The following is a 19193-nucleotide window of genomic DNA, read 5'->3' as shown; positions in this document are numbered from 1 at the left end:
CAGCCAGCCAGCCGGTGTCAGTTTCCCGCCCTATTCGCCGCGCTGGAAGGTGATCGCCATCTCTTCGATGTCGAGGTCGCGTTCGAGTTCGTGGAGCACCTCGTCCTCGATATGGCCCGCGCGGTGGATGCGGATCAGCTCGGCGCGGCCGGCGGCGATCGCTTGCAGCAAGACGTCGAAATGCGGGCGCAAATCGTCCATCGCGGCGGCGGCGTCGGCCTCGTACCGCTCCATGAACCGCATACGCTTGCGATGCTCCTCGAGCATCTGGGGGTGGATGAGCGTGCCGTCGGGGGCGTAAGCGAGCTTTTCGATGACCGCGCTCCGCGCCCGCGCCATCGCGGCTTCGGCGGCGGGCATCGCCATTTTGGCGGGCGGATCGGCATCGACCGGGGCAATCTTGCGGATGACCCAGCCCAGGCTCGACCCCTGCGCCACGACGGTGACGAAAATGACGGCAAAGGCGCAGATCAGCATCAGGTCGCGGCCGGGCATATCGGTGGGCAGGGTCAGTGGTACCGCCAGCGTCACGACGCCGCGCATTCCGGCCCAGCTCAGCACCGTGGCCTGTCGCCAGCCGAGCGGGCGGGCGCGCTCGACGCCGACCTTCTGCGCTATCGCGAGAAGGCCTTCTGACCCGAACACCCAGATGAAGCGGGCGACCGCAACGGTGACGACCACCGCAACCACCACAGCCACCATCGACGGCGGAATCGCATCGATCCCGCCGATCCGATCGAGCGCCCCGCGCAGCGAAAAGCCGATCAGGATGAACACCAGCGCTTCAAGCAGGAAGACCATGATCTGCCACGCCGAACTGCCGAGCAGCCGGACGTCGGCGGACAGCACGACATGCTGGTACCACCCCATCACCAGCCCCGCGGCGACGGTCGCGATGACGCCCGACACATGCACCGCCTCGCCCGCAATATACGCCGCCCAGCACAGCGACAGGGTGATGAGGACGACGAGCATCCGGTCGCGCAGGCGGCGCGCGAGGAACAGCCAGACCGCGCCGACCGCGGCGCCGACGATCGCGCCGCCGACCGCGACGACGGCAAAGCTCTGCACCGCCTCGCCGGTATGGAAAACCCCGCTCAGCGTGGCGGCGACGGCAAAGCGGAACAAGGTCAGCCCGGTCGCATCGTTGAGCAGGCTTTCGCCCTCGAGCAAGGCTTCGAGCCGGCGCGGCAGATGGACGCCCTTCAGCACCGCGCGCGCCGACACGGCATCGGGCGGCGAGACGATGGCGCCGAGCGCGAAGCAGGCGGCCCACGGCAGCTCGGGAAGGATCCAGTGCACCACCACCCCGACGATCAGCGTGGTAAACACGACCGCGCCCACCGCGAGCGACAAGATGCCGGGCAAATGGCGGCGGAAGCGGCCGAGCGCGGTGTAATAGGCGCCGTCCATCAGCAACGGCGGCAGAAACAGAACGAGCGCCAGTTCAGGGTCGAGCGAGATCGTCGGCAGGCCGGGAATGAAAGCGAGCGCACCGCCACCGACGAGGAGTGCGGTCGCGGGCGGCCAGTGCAGCTTGAGCGCCAGCCAGTGCAGCGCGATCACGAGCGCTAGCAGCCCGAGCACCAGTTCGAAGGTTTCGACCGCGTGCATCGGTTCAGGTCCGATCGGCGAAGGCGCCGGGTGATGATGCCATGATGAGCCCCCTCGACAGTCCGCAAAATCCGGCGCCACCTTTGCCGCCGATTGTCACGGCGATCAATGCAATAGCGCGAGGGGAGAGAATTCGAGCGCCAGCGCCGCGCCCAGGCAACAGCCGCACATCTCGGTTTTGGGGCAAAGGGTGAAACCTTTATCCCCCGCCCGCCACGCTTGGCGGCTGCGACGGGGGATGAGGTTTGGCGTCGACAGGGGAACATTAAGAGAACAAATGCCGTTCGTCAACCCAATCCCCTCACTTTTTTGAGAAGCGCCTCTCGGTTGACGTTAACGTCAATCATGGCCAAGACCGGGGGGAGCAACAAAAGGACGCATGATGGCCGAGCAACCGAAGTTCGATCTTTCCGGTCGGGTGGCGCTGGTCACCGGTGCATCGTCGGGCCTGGGGGCGGGTTTTGCGAAAGTGCTTGCTGCCGCTGGCGCAAAGGTCGTGCTAGCGGCACGTCGCGCCGACAAATTGGCCGAGCAGGTTGCCGCGATCGAGGCAGCGGGCGGGCAGGCGGCCGCGGTGACCATGAACGTCACTGACGAAGCATCAACCATTGCCGCCTATGACGCCGCCGAAGCCGCGTTCGGGACGGTCGACACGATCATCGCCAATGCCGGGGTCGCGACCGAGAAGATGGCGATGCAACTCGACATCGACGAGGTCGATGCTTTGCTCGCCGCCAATTTGCGCGGTGTCTTCCTGACCGCGCGCGAAGGCGCGAAGCGCCTCGACAAGGCGGGCAGCCGCGAAAAGGGGCATGGCCGGATCATCCTGATTGGTTCGATCACCGCCGAGAAAATCTATCCGGCATCGTCGATGTATGGCGCCACCAAGGCCGCGGTGCGCCATCTGGGGCGCAGCCTGGCGCGCGAATGGGCGCGGCGCGGCATCAACGTCAATATCATCCAGCCCGGCTATTTCGAATCGGAAATGACCGGCGACATGCTCGCCAGCGACGTCGGCAAGGCGCTGGTCGCCAGCTTTCCGCGTCAGCGGACGCGCCCCGCGACGGACTTGCACGCGCCGTTGCTGTTTCTGGCGTCCGATGCGTCGATCGGCGTGACGGGCAGCGTGATCACCGTCGATGACGGGCAGTGCCTGTGACCGATGACCTGCTGATTGAAGCGCGCGGTGCGGTCGAGATCGCGACGCTCAACCGGCCAGCCCGGCTCAATGCGCTGAACGAAGGACTGGTCGACGAACTCAACGCCTATTTCGGCGGACTCGCCGATCGCCCCGAGGTGCGCGTCGTCATCCTGCGCGGCGCGGGGCGCGGCTTCTGCGCCGGGCTCGACATTCAGGAGGACCGGTCGAGCGACGAAACGCCGGTTCTCCGCACGCTGCGCACCCAGACCCGCATCGGCAATATCTATCGCAAGATGCGCGCCTGTCCGCAGCCGATCATCGCGCTGGGCCATGGCGCCGCGTGCGGCGGCGGGCTGTCGCTGCTGCTGGCGTCGGACGTGCGCTACGCCGCGCCGTCGCTGCGCGCCAACGCCGCCTATATCCGCATCGGACTGGGCGGCTGCGATATGGCGTCGAGCTATTTCCTGCCGCGGCTGGTCGGTGCGAGTCTGGCTGCCGAGATGATCCTGACCGGGCGCTTCATCGATGCCGAGCGGGCGCTGCGCGCCGGGCTGGTCAGCGAGATCGTCGACGAGGAGGCTCTGCTGGACCGCGGGCTGGCGCTCGCCGACGAGATGCTCGCGACGAGCCCGCACGGCCTGCGGCTGTCGAAACAGGCGTTGAACCTCAATATCGATGCCCAGAGCCTCGATGCCGCGATGGCGATCGAGGACCGTCAGCAGGTGATCCTGTCGGCGACCGAAGATCATCGCGAAGCCTTGGCGGCGTTCCTTGAAAAACGCGCCCCCGACTATCGCGAACGATAGCCCGCGCCTCGATATTGACTCGCCGATATATTGGCATAGTAAGTGCCAGTATCCCGGGGGGAGGGGGCGATGGCAGTGCGCGTGAGGACCACCAAGGTGCCGGGTCGCAAGGGCCGGTTCCGGCGCACTGCCATCTTTGCATGCGGCGCGCTGCTGGTCGCGACGCCGGTGCAGGGACAGCCGAAATCGGCGCCACCGCGCCCGCCCAACATCGTCATCCTGCTCGCCGACGATTGGGGGTTCAGCGACGTCGGTGCGTTCGGCGCCGAATTCGCGACCCCGAACATCGACGCGCTGGCCTATGCGGGGACGCGTTTTTCCAACTTCCATGTCGCCGGATCCTGCTCGCCGACGCGGGCGATGCTCCAGACCGGGGTGATGAACCACCGCAACGGGTTGGGCAACATGCCCGAAACCATCCCCGACGAGCATCGCGGCAAGCCCGGATACGATACGGTGATGAACCACCGCGTCGTGACCATCGCGCAATTGCTGAAGGCGGCGGGTTATCGCACCTATTTTACCGGCAAATGGCATCTGGGCAGCGACGCGACGCGCCTGCCGCACGTGCGGGGTTATGACCGGGCGTACAGTCTGGCCGATGCCGGCGCCGACAATTTCGAGCAGCGCCCGATCGAGGGCATGTACGACAGCGCGGCGTGGACCGAGAATGGCAAGCCCGCGACGCTCCCCAAGGATTATTATTCGTCGCGCTTCGTCGTCGAGAAGATGATCGATTATGTCGAGGCGGACCGCGCCAGCGGCAAGCCCTTCCTCGCCTCGATCAACTTCCTCGCCAATCATATCCCGGTGCAGGCGCCCGACAGCGACATCGCGCGCTATGCGGCGCTGTACAAGGACGGTTGGACTGTGCTGCGCGCGGCGCGGGCGAGGCGGGCCGCGGCGCTGGGCATTGTTCCCGCCGGAGTGCCGATGGTGACGATGCCGACGACCCCCGACTGGAACAAACTCGAGGCCGACGAACGCGCCGCCGCGGTGCGGGTGATGCAGGCTTATGCAGGCATGGCGACCGCGATGGACCGCGAGGTGGGGCGGCTGGTTGCACATCTGAAAGCGACCGGCGACTACGACAAGACGGTCTTTGTGTTCCTGTCGGACAATGGCGCTGAGCCGACCAATCCGTTTGGCAGCCGACGCAACCGGCTGTTCCTGGACATGGAATATGATTTGAGCACCGCGAACATCGGCCGCCGCGGCAGCTTTGCGGCGATTGGGCCGGGCTGGGCGAGCGCCGCGGCGTCGCCGCTGTCGGGCTATAAATTCAGTGCGACCGAAGGCGGATTGCGCGTGCCGCTGATCATCGCCTGGCCGGGCAATGCGGCGCTGCGCGCGGGCGGCGTCAGCGACGGCCTCGCGCATGTGACCGACATCGTGCCGACGCTGACCGAATTGGCGGGCGTGCCCGGCCATGGCGGCGCGTGGCAGGGCAAGGCAGTCGAACCGGTGACCGGGCGCAGCCTGGTGCCGGCGCTGACCGGCCAGGTCGCCAGCGTCCATGGCGACGCGCCGCTGGGGTATGAATTGTCGGGCAACGCCGCGCTGTTCCGCGGCGATTATAAGCTGGTCCGCAATCTGGCGCCGACCGGCGACGGCAAATGGCGGCTCTACAATCTCAGAAACGATCCGGGCGAAACGCGCGATCTGGCCGCCGCGATGCCCGATCGCTTCGCGGCAATGCTGGCCGACTACCGCGCCTATGCCAAAGCGAACGGCGTGCTCGCCATGCCCGCGGGCTACACCGCCGACGAACAGATCAATCGTTATGCCTTTGAACAACAGGGTCGCAAACGCCTGATCCGGCTGGGCCTGTGGGCCGGCGGGATCGTCCTGCTGCTTTCAGCTTTTGTCTGGCACCGGCGCCGCCGACGCCGCGCGCGCCGTCTTGCTGCAGCGAAGCCGGACAGGCCCTAGGGCATCGTCGCCATCAACGTTTCGGCCATGTGCATCGTTACCGTTCCCGCTTCCTCCGCCGACAAACCTTGGTCGTGGCGCAGCGCGCGCCAGCTTTGGAACGAGAGCGCGGCGCACAAGGCCTCAATATTGATGCGGTCGGACTGCACCGCGCCGGGCAGCAGGCGTAGCAGCAGCTCGCGTTCGAGCATCACCACCTTGCCATATTGCCCCATCAGAAAGGGCGACTGGTAGCGTTTGATATTGGCGGCGAGGCGAAAGGGCAGTGTCGCTTCGAACACGCCGACGCGGCGCCGCACCATGTCGCGGACATTGGCGCGCCAATCCTGGTCGGGATAGGGCGCGGCGACGATCGGCATCACCTGTTCGGTTATCGTCGCGGTAATTTCGGCGTAGAGCGAGTCCATGTCGTCGAAATGGCGAAACACGGTACGCAGGCCGATGCCCGCCTCTTCGGCGACGCGCGCCGCGCTGGGCGCCAGGTCGCCCGCGACGATCAGCTCCATCATCGCCTCGACGATGCGCTTGTGGCTCGACCGGCCGCGTTCGCGCCGCCCGTCGATCCGCGCGGGTTCGACCTTTGTCGCAATCGATTTGGTTGCCGCCTTGGTCATCGCCCCTTCGCTGGCCCAGCTTGGCGCCGGGGTCAATGGGCACGTGTCGCACGATCTTGCGCCGCCGTCGATATAGTGACACATATAGTGTCATAATATCGATGGCATGGGGTGGGGATGGCCATGAAGAGGCGATGGATTGCCGCGGGCGTTGTCGCGGCGTTGGCCGCGGGCGGCACTTGGGGGTATCAGGCGAACAAATATCGTTTGCCAGGCATCGTGCAGGACTGGCGCGATCCGGTGGTGCCGAACCGCGCGGTGCGCTGGCAGCAAGGGCCGGTCAAGGCGCCCGCGGGCCCACGGCCGCCGAACATCATTCTGATCGTCGCCGACGATCTGGGGTATAACGACATCAGCCTGAACGGCGGCGGCGTCGCGGGCGGGATCGTCCAGACCCCGAATATCGACGCACTGGCGCGCGAAGGGGTCAATTTCACCGCCGCCTACGCCGCCAATGCGACCTGCTCGCCCTCGCGCGCGGCGATGATGACGGGGCGTTATCCGACGCGCTTCGGCTTTGAATTTACCGCGGTGCCGGTGGAGCTCGCCGAAAATCTGGCGCATGGCGAGGGCGTGGGGCCGCATCGGGCGATTTTTCATCGCGAGCTGATCACGCCCGACATCCCCGACTATCCGGCCATGGGCGTCCCGGCGAGCGAGGTGACGATTGCCGAGGCGGTGAAGGCAGCGGGGTATCGCACGCTGCACATCGGCAAATGGCATTTGGGCGAGGCGCCCGCGCTGCAACCGCAAGCGCAGGGTTTCGACGAAAGCCTCGCGATCCTGGCGGGCGGCGCGATGTTCATGGCCGAGGATGATCCGCGCGTCGTCAATGCGAAGCTGCCCTGGGATCCGATCGATCGTTTCCTGTGGGCGAATTTGCGCCACGCGGTGACCTTCAACGGCGGCCGGCGCTTTGGCCCGCGCGGCCATATGACCGACTATTTCGCCGACGAGGCGATCCGCGCGATCGAGGCCAATCGCAACCGGCCGTTCTTCATGTACCTCGCTTTCAACGCGCCGCACACGCCGCTGCAGGCGACGCGCGAAGACCATGACAAGCTGCCGCAGATCAAGGATCACAAGACGCGCGTCTATGGCGCGATGATCGCGCAGCTCGACCGGCGCATCGGCGATGTGATGGCGACGTTGAAAGAGCAGGGGATCGACGACAATACGCTGGTCATCTTCACCAGCGACAATGGCGGCGCCTGGTACAATGGCATCGAAAATCTGAACGCGCCCTTCCGCGGCTGGAAAGCGACCTTCTTTGAAGGCGGGATCCGCACCCCGCTGTTCATGCGCTGGCCCGTCGGGATTACGCCGGGGACGCAGCGCGCCGACGTTACCGGGCATCTCGACATCTTTGCGACGATCGCGGCGGCGGCGGGGGCGGTGGTGCCGCAGGACCGCCCGATCGACAGCGAGAATATCTTGGCCGGCCCGGCGAAGCGCCCGGCGATGTTCTGGCGATCGGGCGATTATCGCGCGGTCCGCGCCGGCGACTGGAAATTGCAGCTCACCAAGCGACCCGAACAGGCGCGCCTCTACAATCTTGCGGCCGACCCGACCGAGCGCCACGACCTTGCGGCCGCCGACCCTGGGCGCGTCGCGACGTTGCGTGCAATGATCGAGGCGCAGAATGAGGACATGGCCAACCCGATCTGGCCGGGGCTGGTCGAGGGGCCGGTGCGGATCGACGTCCCGCTGAATGCCGCGTGGCGGAATGGGCAGGATTATATCTACTGGACGAACTGAACCCCTAGTCCCTTGTGAAACATCGGCGCGGCGCGTTAAGGGGCAGGGATGGCAAGTGGCACCGGTTCCCATAGCGGCGGCAACGCGCGACCGACGATGGCGGATATCGCGAAGGAACTGGGCATTGCCAAGATTACGGTGTCGCGCGCGCTGTCGAACCAGTCGACGGTCAAGGACAGCACCCGGACGCTGATCCGCGAGACCGCCGAGCGCATGGGGTACCGGCTCAACGTATCGGCGCGCAACCTGCGGCAACAGCGGACGCGGACGATCGCCGTGGTCATCGAGATGACGCCATCGCACGAACGGTTGATGAGCGAGCCTTATCCTTTGCTGTTGCTCGGCGGCATCCTGCAGGAACTGACCGCGGCGGGGCAGAATATGGTGCTGACCACGATCGACCTGTTTTCGCAGGCGCCGCCGTCGGCCGACGGCGTGATCCTGTTGGGGCAGGGGGTGCATGACGATGCCGCGGCGGTGATCGAGGCGACGGGGCTGCCCTATGTGGTCTGGGGCGCCGAGCATGGGCCGCCCGAACGCATCGTCGTCGGCAGCGACAATCGCGAAGGGGGCCGACTCGCGGCCGAATATCTGGTCGGGCGCGGACGGCGGCGGCTGTTGTTCCTGGGCGATGCCGAGCATGGCGAGGCCGAGGACCGGCTGAACGGCTTTCGCGCCGGGCTCGCCGGGTCGGATGCCGCCATCGTCGCCAATATCCCCTGCGCCTTCACTGTCGCGGCGGGGCGCGAGGCGGTGGCGCCGTTGCTGGGTGGCACGGCGCCGGGCTTTGATGGTATTTTTGCGAGCAGCGATGCGATCGCGATGGGGGCGATCGAGGCGCTGCGGGCGCGGGGGCATGATGTTCCCGATGCGGTGTCGGTCGTCGGATTCGACGATTCGCCGGGGGCGGGATTGTTTTCGCCGCCGCTGACCAGCATCCGTCAGGATTGGGGGGTGGGCGGCGAGCTGCTGGCGCAGAAGGTGCTCGACTTGGTGGCCGGAAAAGCCGTGGATTCGCGGGCGATGCCGGTCGAATTGATCATCCGCGAGAGTTAGCCGGAAGTGGACGAAAGTGCCACGTAGCATGACATGAAATGCAAAATGGTATCGATACCTTGACATCGATACCATTTTGCGGGAAACCGCATTTCAGAGCGGGGGCCGAGCAGCCCGTGCCGGGATGAGGATGCGGTGGCGATTTCCGAACAAACCCCTGATGTCATGCCGTCGGCGCTGCGCGACGCCGGGACGATGCAATTGGTCCGGCGCGGTAGCGATGCCATTGGGGCGCAGGCGGCGGCGCTGTTTGCGCTGGCGAACGGGCTGGTCGGCGTCGAAGGGGTGATCGACGAACGGGCGTCGGCGCCGGCGGCCTATCTGCCCGATGCCTATGTCCGCCGCCCGATCGAGTATCACGAAAGCTTCCCGGGCTATGCGACCGCGACCGATACGCGGATCGCGTGCCCCAGCCCGGTGCTGCTGCGCCTGTCGATCGACGGCGCGCCGGTCGATTTTGCCGCCGCTGAAGTTGCCGACACCGAAACCACGCTCGATCTTGCCGCCGGTACGCTGCGCCGCGTAACGCGCTGGCGGCTGGCCGATGGACGCAGCCTGGAGATTGCCGCCGAGCGCATCGTGCCGCTGGCGGGCGCGGCGTGCGTTGCGTCGCGTATCCATATCCGGCCGCTCGATTTCGGCGGCGCGGTCGCGGCGACGCTGACCTATGGCGCCGACAGCGCCGTGCCGGCCGGCGCCGAAGCCGATGACCCGCGCATTTCGGCGCGGCTGCGCCCGGCGTGGACGATCCTTTCCCCCCTGCCGGGCGACCCGTCGTCGGTCACCCGGTTCGCGCAGGACGCCGTCGAGCTTGCCTATTCACAGCATGTCACCTGTCCCGCCGCGCCGGTCGCCGCGGCCCACGCAGGACATGTCGTGCAGAGCGAGCTGGTCGCCGGCGGCGTCCTGACGATCGACCGGGTGGTCGCGCTAGCCAGCTCGCGCGGCCGCCCGGTCGATCTCGCCGCGCTGGATGGTGTTGCGACCGGTTTCGATGCCATCGCCGAGCGCCAGCGCGCGGCGGCCGGGCAGCTGTGGGACCATGCCGGGCTGGCGATCGACGGCGACGACGCGCTCGCCGCGGCGCTGCGCTTTAACCTGTTCCAGCTCCACCAGTCGGCGAGCCGCGATCCGGGCCACAGCATCGGCGCCAAGGGGCTGACCGGCGAGGGCTATGAGGGCCATTATTTCTGGGACGCCGAAACCTTCATGCTGCCGGTGCTGGCACTGCAGGCGCCCGCCAAGGCGCGCACCCTGCTGGCGTATCGCATCGCCAAGCTCGACCGGGCGCGGGCGCATGCAAAGGCACTCGGCCACACGCGCGGCGCACTCTATCCATGGCGGACGATCGGCGGCGACGAATGTTCGTCGCACTATCCGACGGGGTCGGCGCAATATCATATCAACGGCGACATCGCCTATGCGCTGGCGCTGTATGTCGCAGCGACCGGCGACGATGATTTCCGCAGCCAGGCCGCGCCGATGCTGTTCGACACCGCGCGCATCTGGATGGAGATCGGGGCGTTCGATCCGCGGCGCGGCGGCGCCTTTTGCATCCATGGGGTGACCGGACCCGACGAATATTCGGCGCTGGTCGACAATGATTTTTATACCAACGCGATCGCGCGCCGCCATCTGGCCTATGCCGCCGACACCGCGGACTGGCTGCGCGGCAGCGTCGGTGCCGGGTCGGCCGCCGCCGATGTCGACGACGCCGAAGTGGCCGAATGGCGCCGCGCGGCGGCGGCGATGTGGCTGCCAGTCGATGCCGAACTGGGCGTCAATCCGCAGGACGACGCGTTTCTGGGCCGCCCCAAACTGCCGGGGCTGGCGTCCGGCGATGGCCATGGGCCGTTGCTGATGCGCTATCACCCGATGATCCTGTTTCGCCATCAGGTCGCGAAACAGGGCAATGTCGTTCAGGCGATGGCGATGGACCTGACCGCGATGCCGCTGTCGCGGCAGCGGCGCAATTTCGACTATTATGCCCAGGTCACCACGCATGATTCGACGCTGTCGTCGGTGTCGTTCGCGATTGCCGCGGCGCGGCTGGGCGACGAGGCGGCGGCGCTCGCTTTCCTGCGCGAATGTGCCTTTGTCGATCTGGAGGATCGCCATGGCAACACTTCGCACGGGCTGCATATGGCGGCGCTCGCGGGAAGCTGGCTGGTGCTGGCGCAGGGGTGGGGCGGGCTACGGCTCGATGGCGCGGTGCCGTCGTTCCGGCCGCAGCTGCCTGCGGCATGGACCGGCTATCGCTTTCGCCTGCAATGGCGCGGCAGCACGATCGAGCTGGCGGTCGATCGCGCGGGTTGCACCTATCGCCTGGTGGCGGGGGCGCCGATCGACGTCCTCGATCATGGCCGCCCGCTTCGTGTCGGCAGCGATCGCGTGACCTTGGCGCGCCCGGCGCTGAAGGGTGTGATCTTCGATCTCGACGGGGTGCTGACCGACACCGCCGAGGATCATTATCAGGCGTGGCAGGCGCTCGCCGACCGCCACGGCTTTGCGTTCGACCGCGAGGCGAACCATGCGCTGAAAGGCGTCGACCGCGCCGGGTCGCTACGGCTGATCCTGGGGCAGGCCGCGGCCGATGTCGCGCCCGATATGTTCGATGCGATGCTGGCCGAAAAGAACGCGGCGTATCGCGCGCGGCTGGCCGATTATTCGCCCGCCAATCTGTTCGCCGGGGTGACCGAACTGTTTGGCGCGCTGCGCGCCGCGGGGCTGAAGATCGGGCTGGCGTCGGCGAGCCGCAACGCGGGCGACGTCGTGCGCCTGCTGGGCATCGCCGACGGGTTTGATTTCATCGCCGATGCCGGCGCGGTGCCGAACGCCAAGCCGGCGCCCGACATTTTTCTGGCCTGTGCCGCCGGTATGGGCCTGTCCCCGGGCGATTGTATTGGCGTCGAAGACGCGCGCGCCGGAATTGCGGCCATCCATGCGGCGGGCATGGTGGCCATTGGCATCGGGTCAGAAGAGGCGCTGCCCGATGCCGACCTGAACGTTCCCGCCATCGGCGACCTTTCGCTCGGCCAGATCCTGTCAGCAGAACAGGCAGCGGCGGGGCGGGGAAACCGATCAACCAGAACAGGTAAAGTGGAGGATATGCCATGTTGAAGAGGACTTATCTGCTGTCGTCGATCGCGCTGCTGGCGCTGCCGACCACGGCTTTCGCCCAGGAAACGCCTCAGCCCGACGACGCGGCGGCGGCCAATGAGGAAATCATCGTCACCGGCACCGCCGGCGGCGGCATCAACCGCCAGGACGCGGCGTTCGCGATCACCAGCATCAACGCCGAAGCGATCGATCGCGCGGCGCCAAACAGCACCGCCGACCTGTTCAAGGTCATCCCCGGCGTGTCGGCCGAAAGTTCGGGCGGCCAGAACGGCGCCAACATCTTCGTGCGCGGCTATCCGTCGGGCGGCGACGCCGAATTCGTCACGCTGACCGTGCAAGGAGTGCCCTTTTTCTCGCCGCCGACGCTGTCGTTCCTCGAGAATACCCAGCTGATCCGCATCGACGAGACGATCGAGCGGGTCGAGGCGGTGCGCGGCGGCACCGGCGCGCTGTTCGGCAACGGCCAGCCGGGGCTGACCGTCAACTTTGTCCAGAAGGAAGGCGGCCGTGATTTTGAGGGTCTGGTGAAGGCCAGCATCACCGATTATGGCGACCTGCGCGGCGACATGCTGCTCTCCGGCCCGCTCGGTGAGAACACCAGCTTCATGGTCGGCGGCTATTATGCCAGCGGCAATGGCATCCGCGACCCGCGCTTCACCGCCGAAAAGGGCGGCCAGATCACCGCCAACGTCCGTCATGACCTCGACAAGGGTTCGATCCTCGTCTTTGCCCGCTACCTCAACGATCGCGGCCAGTGGCTGCTACCGATCCCGGTGATCCGCGACGGCGACAAGGTCCGCCAGTTCGGCAATATCGACCTGGGTTCGGGGGTGCTTGCCGGCCCCGAAACGCGGCTGAGCACCTTGCCCGACGGGACGCGCGCCAATCTGGCCGACGGCCGCGGCGCCCGGCTGGTCAACCTTGGCACCAATTTCGACTATGAGGTCGGCGACGGCCTGCAACTGCGCTACCGCGCGAGCTATCTGAAGGGCGACGCCGACACGACCGGGCTGGTGCCCGCCAGCACTGCGACGACCGCCAACGCCTATGCCGCCTCGCTGGGCAGCACGATCGGCAGCCTGACCTATGTCAACGGCGGGCAGGCGGTGGCGGGGACGCAGCAGGTCATCCGAGCCGGCACCTGGATCGTCCGCAAGCAGATCGAGAATTTCACCAACGATCTGGCGGTCGAATGGGAACGCGGCAGCAACAAGCTTACCGTCGGCGCCTATTTTGCCGATTTCTCATCGAATGATCAGTGGAACCTGGGCAATGTCCATCTGCTGACCGCCGAGAACAATGGGCGGCTGCTCAACCTGACGCTGGCGAACGGCCAGATCGCGACCGACCGCGGTTTTACCCAGGGGTCGTTCTTTAACGTCAACGCCGCCTATGACGGCCGCGAATATGCCTTTTACGCGACCGACGAATATCAGATCACCCCGGAATTGCGGTTCGACGCCGGGGTGCGTTACCAGAATTACAAGGCGAGCGGGACGCTCGAGAACAACAATTTCGGGGTCGATACCGACGGTAACCCGAACACGCTGTACAACAATGGCACCGCGGTGCTGAACGGCACCTTCCGCACCATCGCGTATAAAAAGGGTGCCTGGTCGTGGACCGCGGGGCTGAATTACGACATCTCGTCGTCGGTCGGCGCCTATGTCCGTTACAACCGCGGCAACACCAACCCCTTCTTCGACAATCTGCGCGACGGGATTTTCGTGTCGCCGCGGGTCGACAATTTCGAGGGTGGGTTGAAAGTCCGCACCGATCCGGTGTCGCTCTATGCCACCTTGTTCCACACCAAGTTCACCGGGCTGGTCACGACGGTGATCCAGAATGGCGCGCCGGTCGCCGACATCGGCGGCGCGCGCAGCACGGGGATCGAGCTGGAAGGGCAGTTGCGCCCGGTCGACAATTTCACCATCGCTTTTTCGGGAACCTGGCTGAACGCCAAATATCGCGATTTCTTTGCGGGCGGCGGGACGATCGACCTCAGCGGCAATCGGGTGCAGCGCCAGCCGAAGTGGCAATGGCGGGTGACGCCGTCCTATGACATCGAATTCGGCGGCGGCAGCAAGGTCTCGCTCTATTCGACCTTCAGCTATGTCGGCGACCGTTTCTCCGACACCGCGAACACCCAGTCGCTACCGCATTATTTCAAGATCGATGCCGGGGTGCGGGTCGATGTCAACGACGCGCTGGAATTTGCGGTGACCGCCGACAATCTGACCGACAAGGCCGGATTGACCGAGGGCGATCCGCGCACGCTGGGGCAGACCGGCGGGCAGGTGGTCAATGCGCGGCCGATCCTGGGCCGGTCGTTCCGGTTCAGCGCGGCGTATCGGTTCTGAGTTCATCCCTCCCTGGGTGGTCGCGGCCTCTTCGCGGCCACCCCTTCTTTTTTTGGCGGGCAAGGAAAGGTTCGATCGACAAATCCTCCCCATCGACTTGCGATGGGGAGGGGGACCGCGCCCGAAGGGCGTGGTGGAGGGGCGGGGACGTTGCGCCATTGCCCCTCCGTCAGCGCTTCGCGCTGCCACCTCCCCATCGCAAGTCGATGGGGAGGATCGGGTCACCCCACCGCACCCGATACATCCGTCCCCCTTTCGCCTAAGGACGCATCATGGCCCGCACCCGACTGATCGCCGCGCTGATCCTGACCTATGTCGCCTTTGCGATGCTGCTCAACAGCGTCGGGACGGTGATCCTGCAGTCGATTGCGAGTTTCGACGTCACCAAGCCCGAGGCGAGCACCCTCGAGGGGTTCAAGGATATCACGATCGCGGTCGTGTCGTTCGCGACCGCGAGTTACTTGCCGCGGTTCGGGCTGCGCAACGCGTTGCTCGCCGCGCTCGTCCTCGCCATCCTGGCCTGTCTCGTCATGCCGCTGCTCGGCAGTTTCGGGGCGGCGCAGCTGCATTTCGCGATGGTCGGCGCCGCCTTTGCGGTCGCCAAGGTCGTCGTCTATTCGCTGATCGGCCTGGTCACCGCCGACGCGCGGCAGCATGCCAGTCTGACCAGCCTGATCGAGGGCATGTTCATGGTCGGGGTGCTGTCATCCTATTGGGTGTTCAGCGCCTTTATCGACCCTGCGGGGCTGCGCTGGCTGAACGCCTATTGGGTGCTGGCGGGGGTGTGCGGGCTGGCGCTGTTGCTGCTGTTGACGGCGCGGGTCGACGAGGCGCCCGGTGCCGACGGCGATACTGCGGCGGCGGCCGACGCTGCGCCCTTTATCGCGATGCTGCGGCTCGCGGCGCTGCCGCTCGTCCTCGTCTTTGTCTTTTGCGCGTTTGTGTTCGTGCTGATCGAGCAGGGGATTGCGACCTGGCTGCCGACCTTTAACAACGAGGTGCTGCATCTGCCGCACCAGATGAGCGTGCAGGCGGCGAGCCTGTTCGCAGCGTCGCTGGCGATCGGGCGGTTCGCCGCGGGTGCGGTGATGGCGCGGTTCGACTGGTATCCGGTGCTCAACATCTGCCTCGCGGTGCTCGCGGCGCTGATCGTTGTCGTGCTGCCGATGGCCGAGGGGGTGGCGCCGGGCGCCATCGACGGCTGGGCCGACGCGCCCGCCGCGGCCTTTTTGTTCCCGTTGATCGGCATTGCCCTGGCGCCGGTCTATCCGACGATCATTTCGGTGATGCTCAGCGCGATGCCAAAGCGCAATCACCCGCCGCTGATGGGGCTGGTGGTCGTGTTTTCGGCGCTGGGCGGCACGACGGGGTCGGTCATCACCGGCGCGATCTTTGCCAATCTCGACGGGCGGACCGCGTTCACGCTGATGCTGGTGCCGACCGCGATCTTGGCGGCGGGGTTGTTCCTGCTGCGCCGCCGGATCGCCGCCGGGGGCGCGGCCGCACCCGCCTGACCCAGCGGTCCGGCGCACCGGCAAAGCTATCCCAACCCCGGGGCCATAGCCTCGGGGTTTTTGTTTGGCATCCGGCGATGGGGATGAATGGTGCGCGACGCAGTCTGCACCGGACCGGTCTCACATGACAATTCCCTGATAGTGGTCGATTTACAGGGAAATTTTGCGATTTAGGCGATTTTCTCGGTGATATGACGGCCTGAAACCCGCAGTATTGCGCGCTTTTTGAGCGAAATTCCCTGCCGATAATAACAGGGAACTCGGAAGATCCTAACAGGGAATGGCGGGCGGCTTATCAGCGATATCTCTGATGAGAACAGGGACTGGCGTACAAGCACGGCGAGGGCATTTCGTTCGAGAAGCTGCATAAGGATGCCCCGCAATTCCTGAAGCGCGATGATTTCTCCGAACCGCTGCTGCGTTTCCACCTGACTATACAAACCTCACCGTGACCGACGATGACCTCGACCAGTTCTCCGATGCCATCGTTGCGTTCTGGCATGATGTTCCGGAAAACACGTTCGCATCGCAGATTGGCGATCTGCCGAAGTGGCTCGAAAAGGCGATTGAGAAGGATCAGCCGCCTTCTTGATCCTGTCATGTTCGGGCGCTCTCAACGCTGGCGCGCCATTTTGACATATGGAAATTCATAAATCAGAAAATGGGGCAAAAACTGAAACAAGCCCTTTGTGTCAGCGCGAATCTGACATATGGAAATCCCAATGGCAGATTGAGAGGCGTTTTCTGAGATATGGAGCTTTCAGCCTATCAGGCAGGGCAGTTTGAAGCCCAACTGGAATATCGCAGCTTCCTGCCGGAGCCGGTCAATCATGGCTGGACGATATCCGACCCGCAGGTCTTGCAACTGCTCGGCCAGGCCGACCGCGCGCTTGGCGAGTTGAACGCCTTTGCTCAGCTGATCCCAGATATCGAATTCTTCATCCGCATGTACGTGGCCAAGGAAGCCACGCAATCGAGCCGGATAGAGGGCACACAGACCAACATCGAAGATGCGTTCAAGGATGCAGAAGACCTGCTGCCCGAGGTGCGTGACGACTGGAGCGAGGTCCAGAACTACATCCGCGCCATCACCTTCGCCATCGACAGCCTGGAACGCTTGCCGCTGTCCAACCGGCTGCTGCGCGATACCCACGCCATCCTGCTCGACGGGGTGCGCGGTGAAAGCAAGCGGCCCGGCGAATTCCGCATCAGCCAGAACTGGATTGGGGTAAGCCTGAAGAACGCCGTCTTCGTGCCGCCGCACCACGATCACGTGCCGGAGCTGATGAGCGACCTCGAAAAGTTCCTGCACAACGCCGAGGCCATGGTGCCCCCGCTGATCAAGATCGCAATCGCCCACTACCAGTTCGAGACGATCCACCCGTTCCTTGACGGCAACGGGCGATTGGGCCGGCTGATGATCTCGCTCTACCTCGCCTCGGAAAAGCTGCTGGTAAGGCCAGCGCTCTACCTGTCCGACTATTTCGAGCGAAACAAGACCGCCTATGTCGACCACATGATGGCCGTGCGTCAGGGGAACCACTTACGCGACTGGCTGGTCTTCTTCCTGCACGGGGTGGAGGAAACGGCGCGAGGATCGGCGGGCGTCTTCCGCGCAATCCTTGCGCTGAAGGAGCGGATTGAGCGCGAAGTCCTGCCGCGCTTCAGCCATCGGCGGCAGGAAAATGCACAGCAATTGATGCGCAACCTCTATGCTCAGCCTGTCACCGACGTGAAGGCGGTGACGGCGTTGCTCTCCACCACGACCAATACGGCAGCATCGCTGATCAACGATATGGTGGAGCAAGGCGTGCTGGTGGAAGTGACCGGAGGGCGGCGCAACCGCCTGTTCCTGTTCCACGACTATCTTGAACTCTTCCGAAAGTAGCTTCCGCATGGCCGACGACAAGATCATCCCTGCCCTGTCCTTCAAGGCCGCCCACACCGGCGTGTCGACAAAGTCCGACGAGCTGGGAATGCGGCCGATGCAGGCGCAGGTCTGTCTGCCGTCAGCGCCAATGGCACAGATTTGAGGTTGTGATTTAAGGAGGATTTGGGCTTCGTCGTAGTGACGAAGGAACGAAGATGAAGCCCAAATCCTCCTTAAAAAAATCGCCGCCCAAGGCTCCTGCGGAGCGGGTGGTGAAGGACATCCGGCGTGCGACGCGTCGGCACTTCTCGGCCGAAGACAAGATCCGGATCGTGCTGGAAGGCCGTTTGCGTGACGGGCTTTCCGCTGGCCTTCTTGGCCCAATAACCCAATGGTGGATTGGGAACGCCGTTCTTCTTGCAGATCTTGTGGATGGCTACGTCGGACAGCCCGAAATCCTTCGCGATGTGCGTGATCGGCTTCGACCAGACTAAGTCGTAGAACTCTTGTCGTGTGAAGCGTCTCGGCATGATTGGCTCCGCTTTGTAGATTGGTATTGCTCGCCTTTCCGGCGGCGGTGAGCTATCCTCGTTGTACGGACATGTCAGTCGCTGGCAACTCGGCGCGCAGTCCTGAGATCAGCATCCTAAATGATGAGCTGACTGCAACTCACTCGATTCCATTGAGGCGTGAATTTTCAGGCTGGAGACTTCGGGCAGATTCCCGGCGTCGCGCGGCTCAATATCTCAGTCCCTCGCCTCAGGCATGAAAACGACGCCTCGAAACGGGCGCAGAAGCCCGCCCTTTTTGGGCAGGCTTGAAGAAAAACTGAGTTATCCAAAATACTTAGGACTGACTGGTGCGGTCGAGAAGACTCGAACTTCCACGGCCTTTCGGCCACAACGACCTCAACGTTGCGCGTCTACCAGTTCCGCCACGACCGCACATCATGATGGGGCCGAACGGGTCCGGCTCCGGGTAGGAGCGGGCGCCTAGCAAAGGTTTTCCGGCGATGCAAGCGAGCTTCGTCGCATTTATTTTTGCAGGTGCGAAGGTCCGGTGCCGCGTCCGCCCCGCCGCCGGGGCGCATGTCATCGATCGGACTCAAAAGAGTCACTCAAATGTCACGGCTCTGGCGTCAGACCGTCATCGAATCACCCTAGTGGCGGCGTCACCGGGGGCGAAACTTCGTTCGCCGGTGATTTTTCATCAGGGGCGCTGCTCGACCGATTTGGGAGCGCACACCGGTAACGGAGATTTTCATGGCGGCTTTCGCACGCGTTCGTATGGTCATGCTCAGCGGCGTGGCCTGTTCCATCCTTGCGGCCTGTGGTGCCGATGGCGTCGCATCGCCGGGTGAAGGCGTGATCGTCATTCCCGCGCCGACGCCGGCCCCGACCCCGACGCC

At 65.0% G+C, this 19193-nt stretch carries 14 protein-coding genes and 1 tRNA gene; 12 read left to right on the top strand and 3 right to left on the bottom strand.

The window, feature by feature from the left end; genetic code table 11:
* Positions 1–30: 30 nt before the first annotated feature.
* The gene (locus FFS68_RS08805) at positions 31–1614 is read right to left on the bottom strand and encodes a Na+/H+ antiporter (protein ID WP_137752822.1); all 1584 of its coding nucleotides are present in this window, start codon (positions 1612–1614) and stop codon (positions 31–33) included.
* Between the two features lie 382 nt (positions 1615–1996).
* Between FFS68_RS08805 and FFS68_RS08800 the strand changes: the two genes are divergently transcribed.
* The 3 genes from FFS68_RS08800 (at position 1997) to FFS68_RS08790 (ending at position 5493) form a co-directional block, all read left to right on the top strand.
* Positions 1997–2773, top strand: coding sequence for an SDR family NAD(P)-dependent oxidoreductase (locus FFS68_RS08800; protein ID WP_137752821.1), 777 nt, complete (start codon positions 1997–1999; stop codon positions 2771–2773).
* The gene (locus tag FFS68_RS08795) at positions 2770–3561 is read left to right on the top strand and encodes an enoyl-CoA hydratase-related protein (protein ID WP_137752820.1); all 792 of its coding nucleotides are present in this window, start codon (positions 2770–2772) and stop codon (positions 3559–3561) included. Before FFS68_RS08800 ends, FFS68_RS08795 begins: the two co-directional genes overlap by 4 nt.
* A gap of 81 nt (positions 3562–3642) precedes the next feature.
* Positions 3643–5493 (top strand): arylsulfatase, encoded by a 1851-nt coding sequence (locus tag FFS68_RS08790; protein WP_249340093.1) that lies wholly within the window; start codon positions 3643–3645, stop codon positions 5491–5493.
* On the opposite strand, the gene FFS68_RS08785 is transcribed toward FFS68_RS08790, so the two are convergent.
* Positions 5490–6107: a TetR/AcrR family transcriptional regulator gene (locus tag FFS68_RS08785; RefSeq protein WP_137752818.1), complete on the bottom strand. Its 618-nt coding sequence runs from the start codon at positions 6105–6107 to the stop codon at positions 5490–5492. The two genes, FFS68_RS08790 and FFS68_RS08785, sit on opposite strands and share 4 nt — an antisense overlap.
* Before the next feature lie 123 nt (positions 6108–6230).
* Between FFS68_RS08785 and FFS68_RS08780 the strand changes: the two genes are divergently transcribed.
* The 9 genes from FFS68_RS08780 to FFS68_RS17850 all read left to right on the top strand — a co-directional run bounded on the left by FFS68_RS08780 (position 6231) and on the right by FFS68_RS17850 (position 18279).
* Positions 6231–7865, top strand: a complete 1635-nt coding sequence (locus FFS68_RS08780) for a sulfatase-like hydrolase/transferase (RefSeq protein WP_137752817.1) — start codon at positions 6231–6233, stop codon at positions 7863–7865.
* A gap of 48 nt (positions 7866–7913) precedes the next feature.
* Entirely contained in the window at positions 7914–8921 is a 1008-nt protein-coding gene (locus FFS68_RS08775) for a LacI family DNA-binding transcriptional regulator (RefSeq protein WP_137752816.1), read from the top strand.
* 135 nt (positions 8922–9056) lie between these two features.
* Positions 9057–12041, top strand: coding sequence for a beta-phosphoglucomutase (pgmB, locus tag FFS68_RS08770; RefSeq protein WP_249340092.1), 2985 nt, complete (start codon positions 9057–9059; stop codon positions 12039–12041).
* Positions 12035–14401 carry a TonB-dependent receptor gene (locus tag FFS68_RS08765; protein WP_137752815.1) on the top strand — a complete coding sequence of 789 codons (2367 nt, stop codon included), beginning with the start codon at positions 12035–12037 and terminating at the stop codon, positions 14399–14401. The genes pgmB and FFS68_RS08765 overlap by 7 nt, the downstream gene beginning before the upstream one ends.
* A gap of 272 nt (positions 14402–14673) precedes the next feature.
* Complete coding sequence (locus tag FFS68_RS08760; protein ID WP_137752814.1) at positions 14674–15915, top strand: MFS transporter; 1242 nt, start codon at positions 14674–14676, stop codon at positions 15913–15915.
* 448 nt (positions 15916–16363) lie between these two features.
* A complete protein-coding gene (locus FFS68_RS17860; protein WP_171003791.1) occupies positions 16364–16507 on the top strand; it encodes a hypothetical protein in 144 nt (47 codons plus the stop codon).
* A 159-nt stretch (positions 16508–16666) separates the two neighbouring features.
* Positions 16667–17803, top strand: coding sequence for a Fic family protein (locus FFS68_RS08755; RefSeq protein WP_137752813.1), 1137 nt, complete (start codon positions 16667–16669; stop codon positions 17801–17803).
* A gap of 7 nt (positions 17804–17810) precedes the next feature.
* On the top strand, positions 17811–17948 hold the full coding sequence (locus FFS68_RS17855) for a hypothetical protein (RefSeq protein WP_171003790.1): 138 nt from the start codon (positions 17811–17813) through the stop codon (positions 17946–17948).
* Positions 17949–18000: 52 nt separating this feature from the next.
* Positions 18001–18279, top strand: coding sequence for a hypothetical protein (locus FFS68_RS17850; protein WP_171003789.1), 279 nt, complete (start codon positions 18001–18003; stop codon positions 18277–18279).
* Positions 18280–18642: 363 nt separating this feature from the next.
* Here the strand turns inward: FFS68_RS17850 and FFS68_RS08745 are convergent.
* Positions 18643–18729, bottom strand: a tRNA-Leu gene (locus tag FFS68_RS08745).
* Positions 18730–19193: the final 464 nt, after the last annotated feature.

This window comes from Sphingopyxis sp. L1A2A (genome assembly GCF_005502465.1).
In the GTDB taxonomy this organism is placed as follows: Bacteria; Pseudomonadota; Alphaproteobacteria; order Sphingomonadales; family Sphingomonadaceae; genus Sphingopyxis.
Note: the sequence above shows the minus strand (reverse complement) of the source record. Positions and strands in the feature narration are given on the sequence as shown.

What these genes read in the sequence shown, in the direction of transcription:
- FFS68_RS08805 (WP_137752822.1), bottom strand. Translation starts at nt 1,614, where the DNA reads ATGCACGCGGTCGAAACCTTCGAACTGGTGCTCGGGCTGCTAGCGCTC.
- FFS68_RS08800 (WP_137752821.1), top strand. Translation starts at nt 1,997, where the DNA reads ATGGCCGAGCAACCGAAGTTCGATCTTTCCGGTCGGGTGGCGCTGGTC.
- FFS68_RS08785 (WP_137752818.1), bottom strand. Translation starts at nt 6,107, where the DNA reads ATGACCAAGGCGGCAACCAAATCGATTGCGACAAAGGTCGAACCCGCG.
- FFS68_RS08780 (WP_137752817.1), top strand. Translation starts at nt 6,231, where the DNA reads ATGAAGAGGCGATGGATTGCCGCGGGCGTTGTCGCGGCGTTGGCCGCG.
- FFS68_RS08775 (WP_137752816.1), top strand. Translation starts at nt 7,914, where the DNA reads ATGGCAAGTGGCACCGGTTCCCATAGCGGCGGCAACGCGCGACCGACG.
- FFS68_RS08765 (WP_137752815.1), top strand. Translation starts at nt 12,035, where the DNA reads ATGTTGAAGAGGACTTATCTGCTGTCGTCGATCGCGCTGCTGGCGCTG.
- FFS68_RS08760 (WP_137752814.1), top strand. Translation starts at nt 14,674, where the DNA reads ATGGCCCGCACCCGACTGATCGCCGCGCTGATCCTGACCTATGTCGCC.
- FFS68_RS08755 (WP_137752813.1), top strand. Translation starts at nt 16,667, where the DNA reads ATGGAGCTTTCAGCCTATCAGGCAGGGCAGTTTGAAGCCCAACTGGAA.
- FFS68_RS17855 (WP_171003790.1), top strand. Translation starts at nt 17,811, where the DNA reads ATGGCCGACGACAAGATCATCCCTGCCCTGTCCTTCAAGGCCGCCCAC.
- FFS68_RS17850 (WP_171003789.1), top strand. Translation starts at nt 18,001, where the DNA reads ATGAAGCCCAAATCCTCCTTAAAAAAATCGCCGCCCAAGGCTCCTGCG.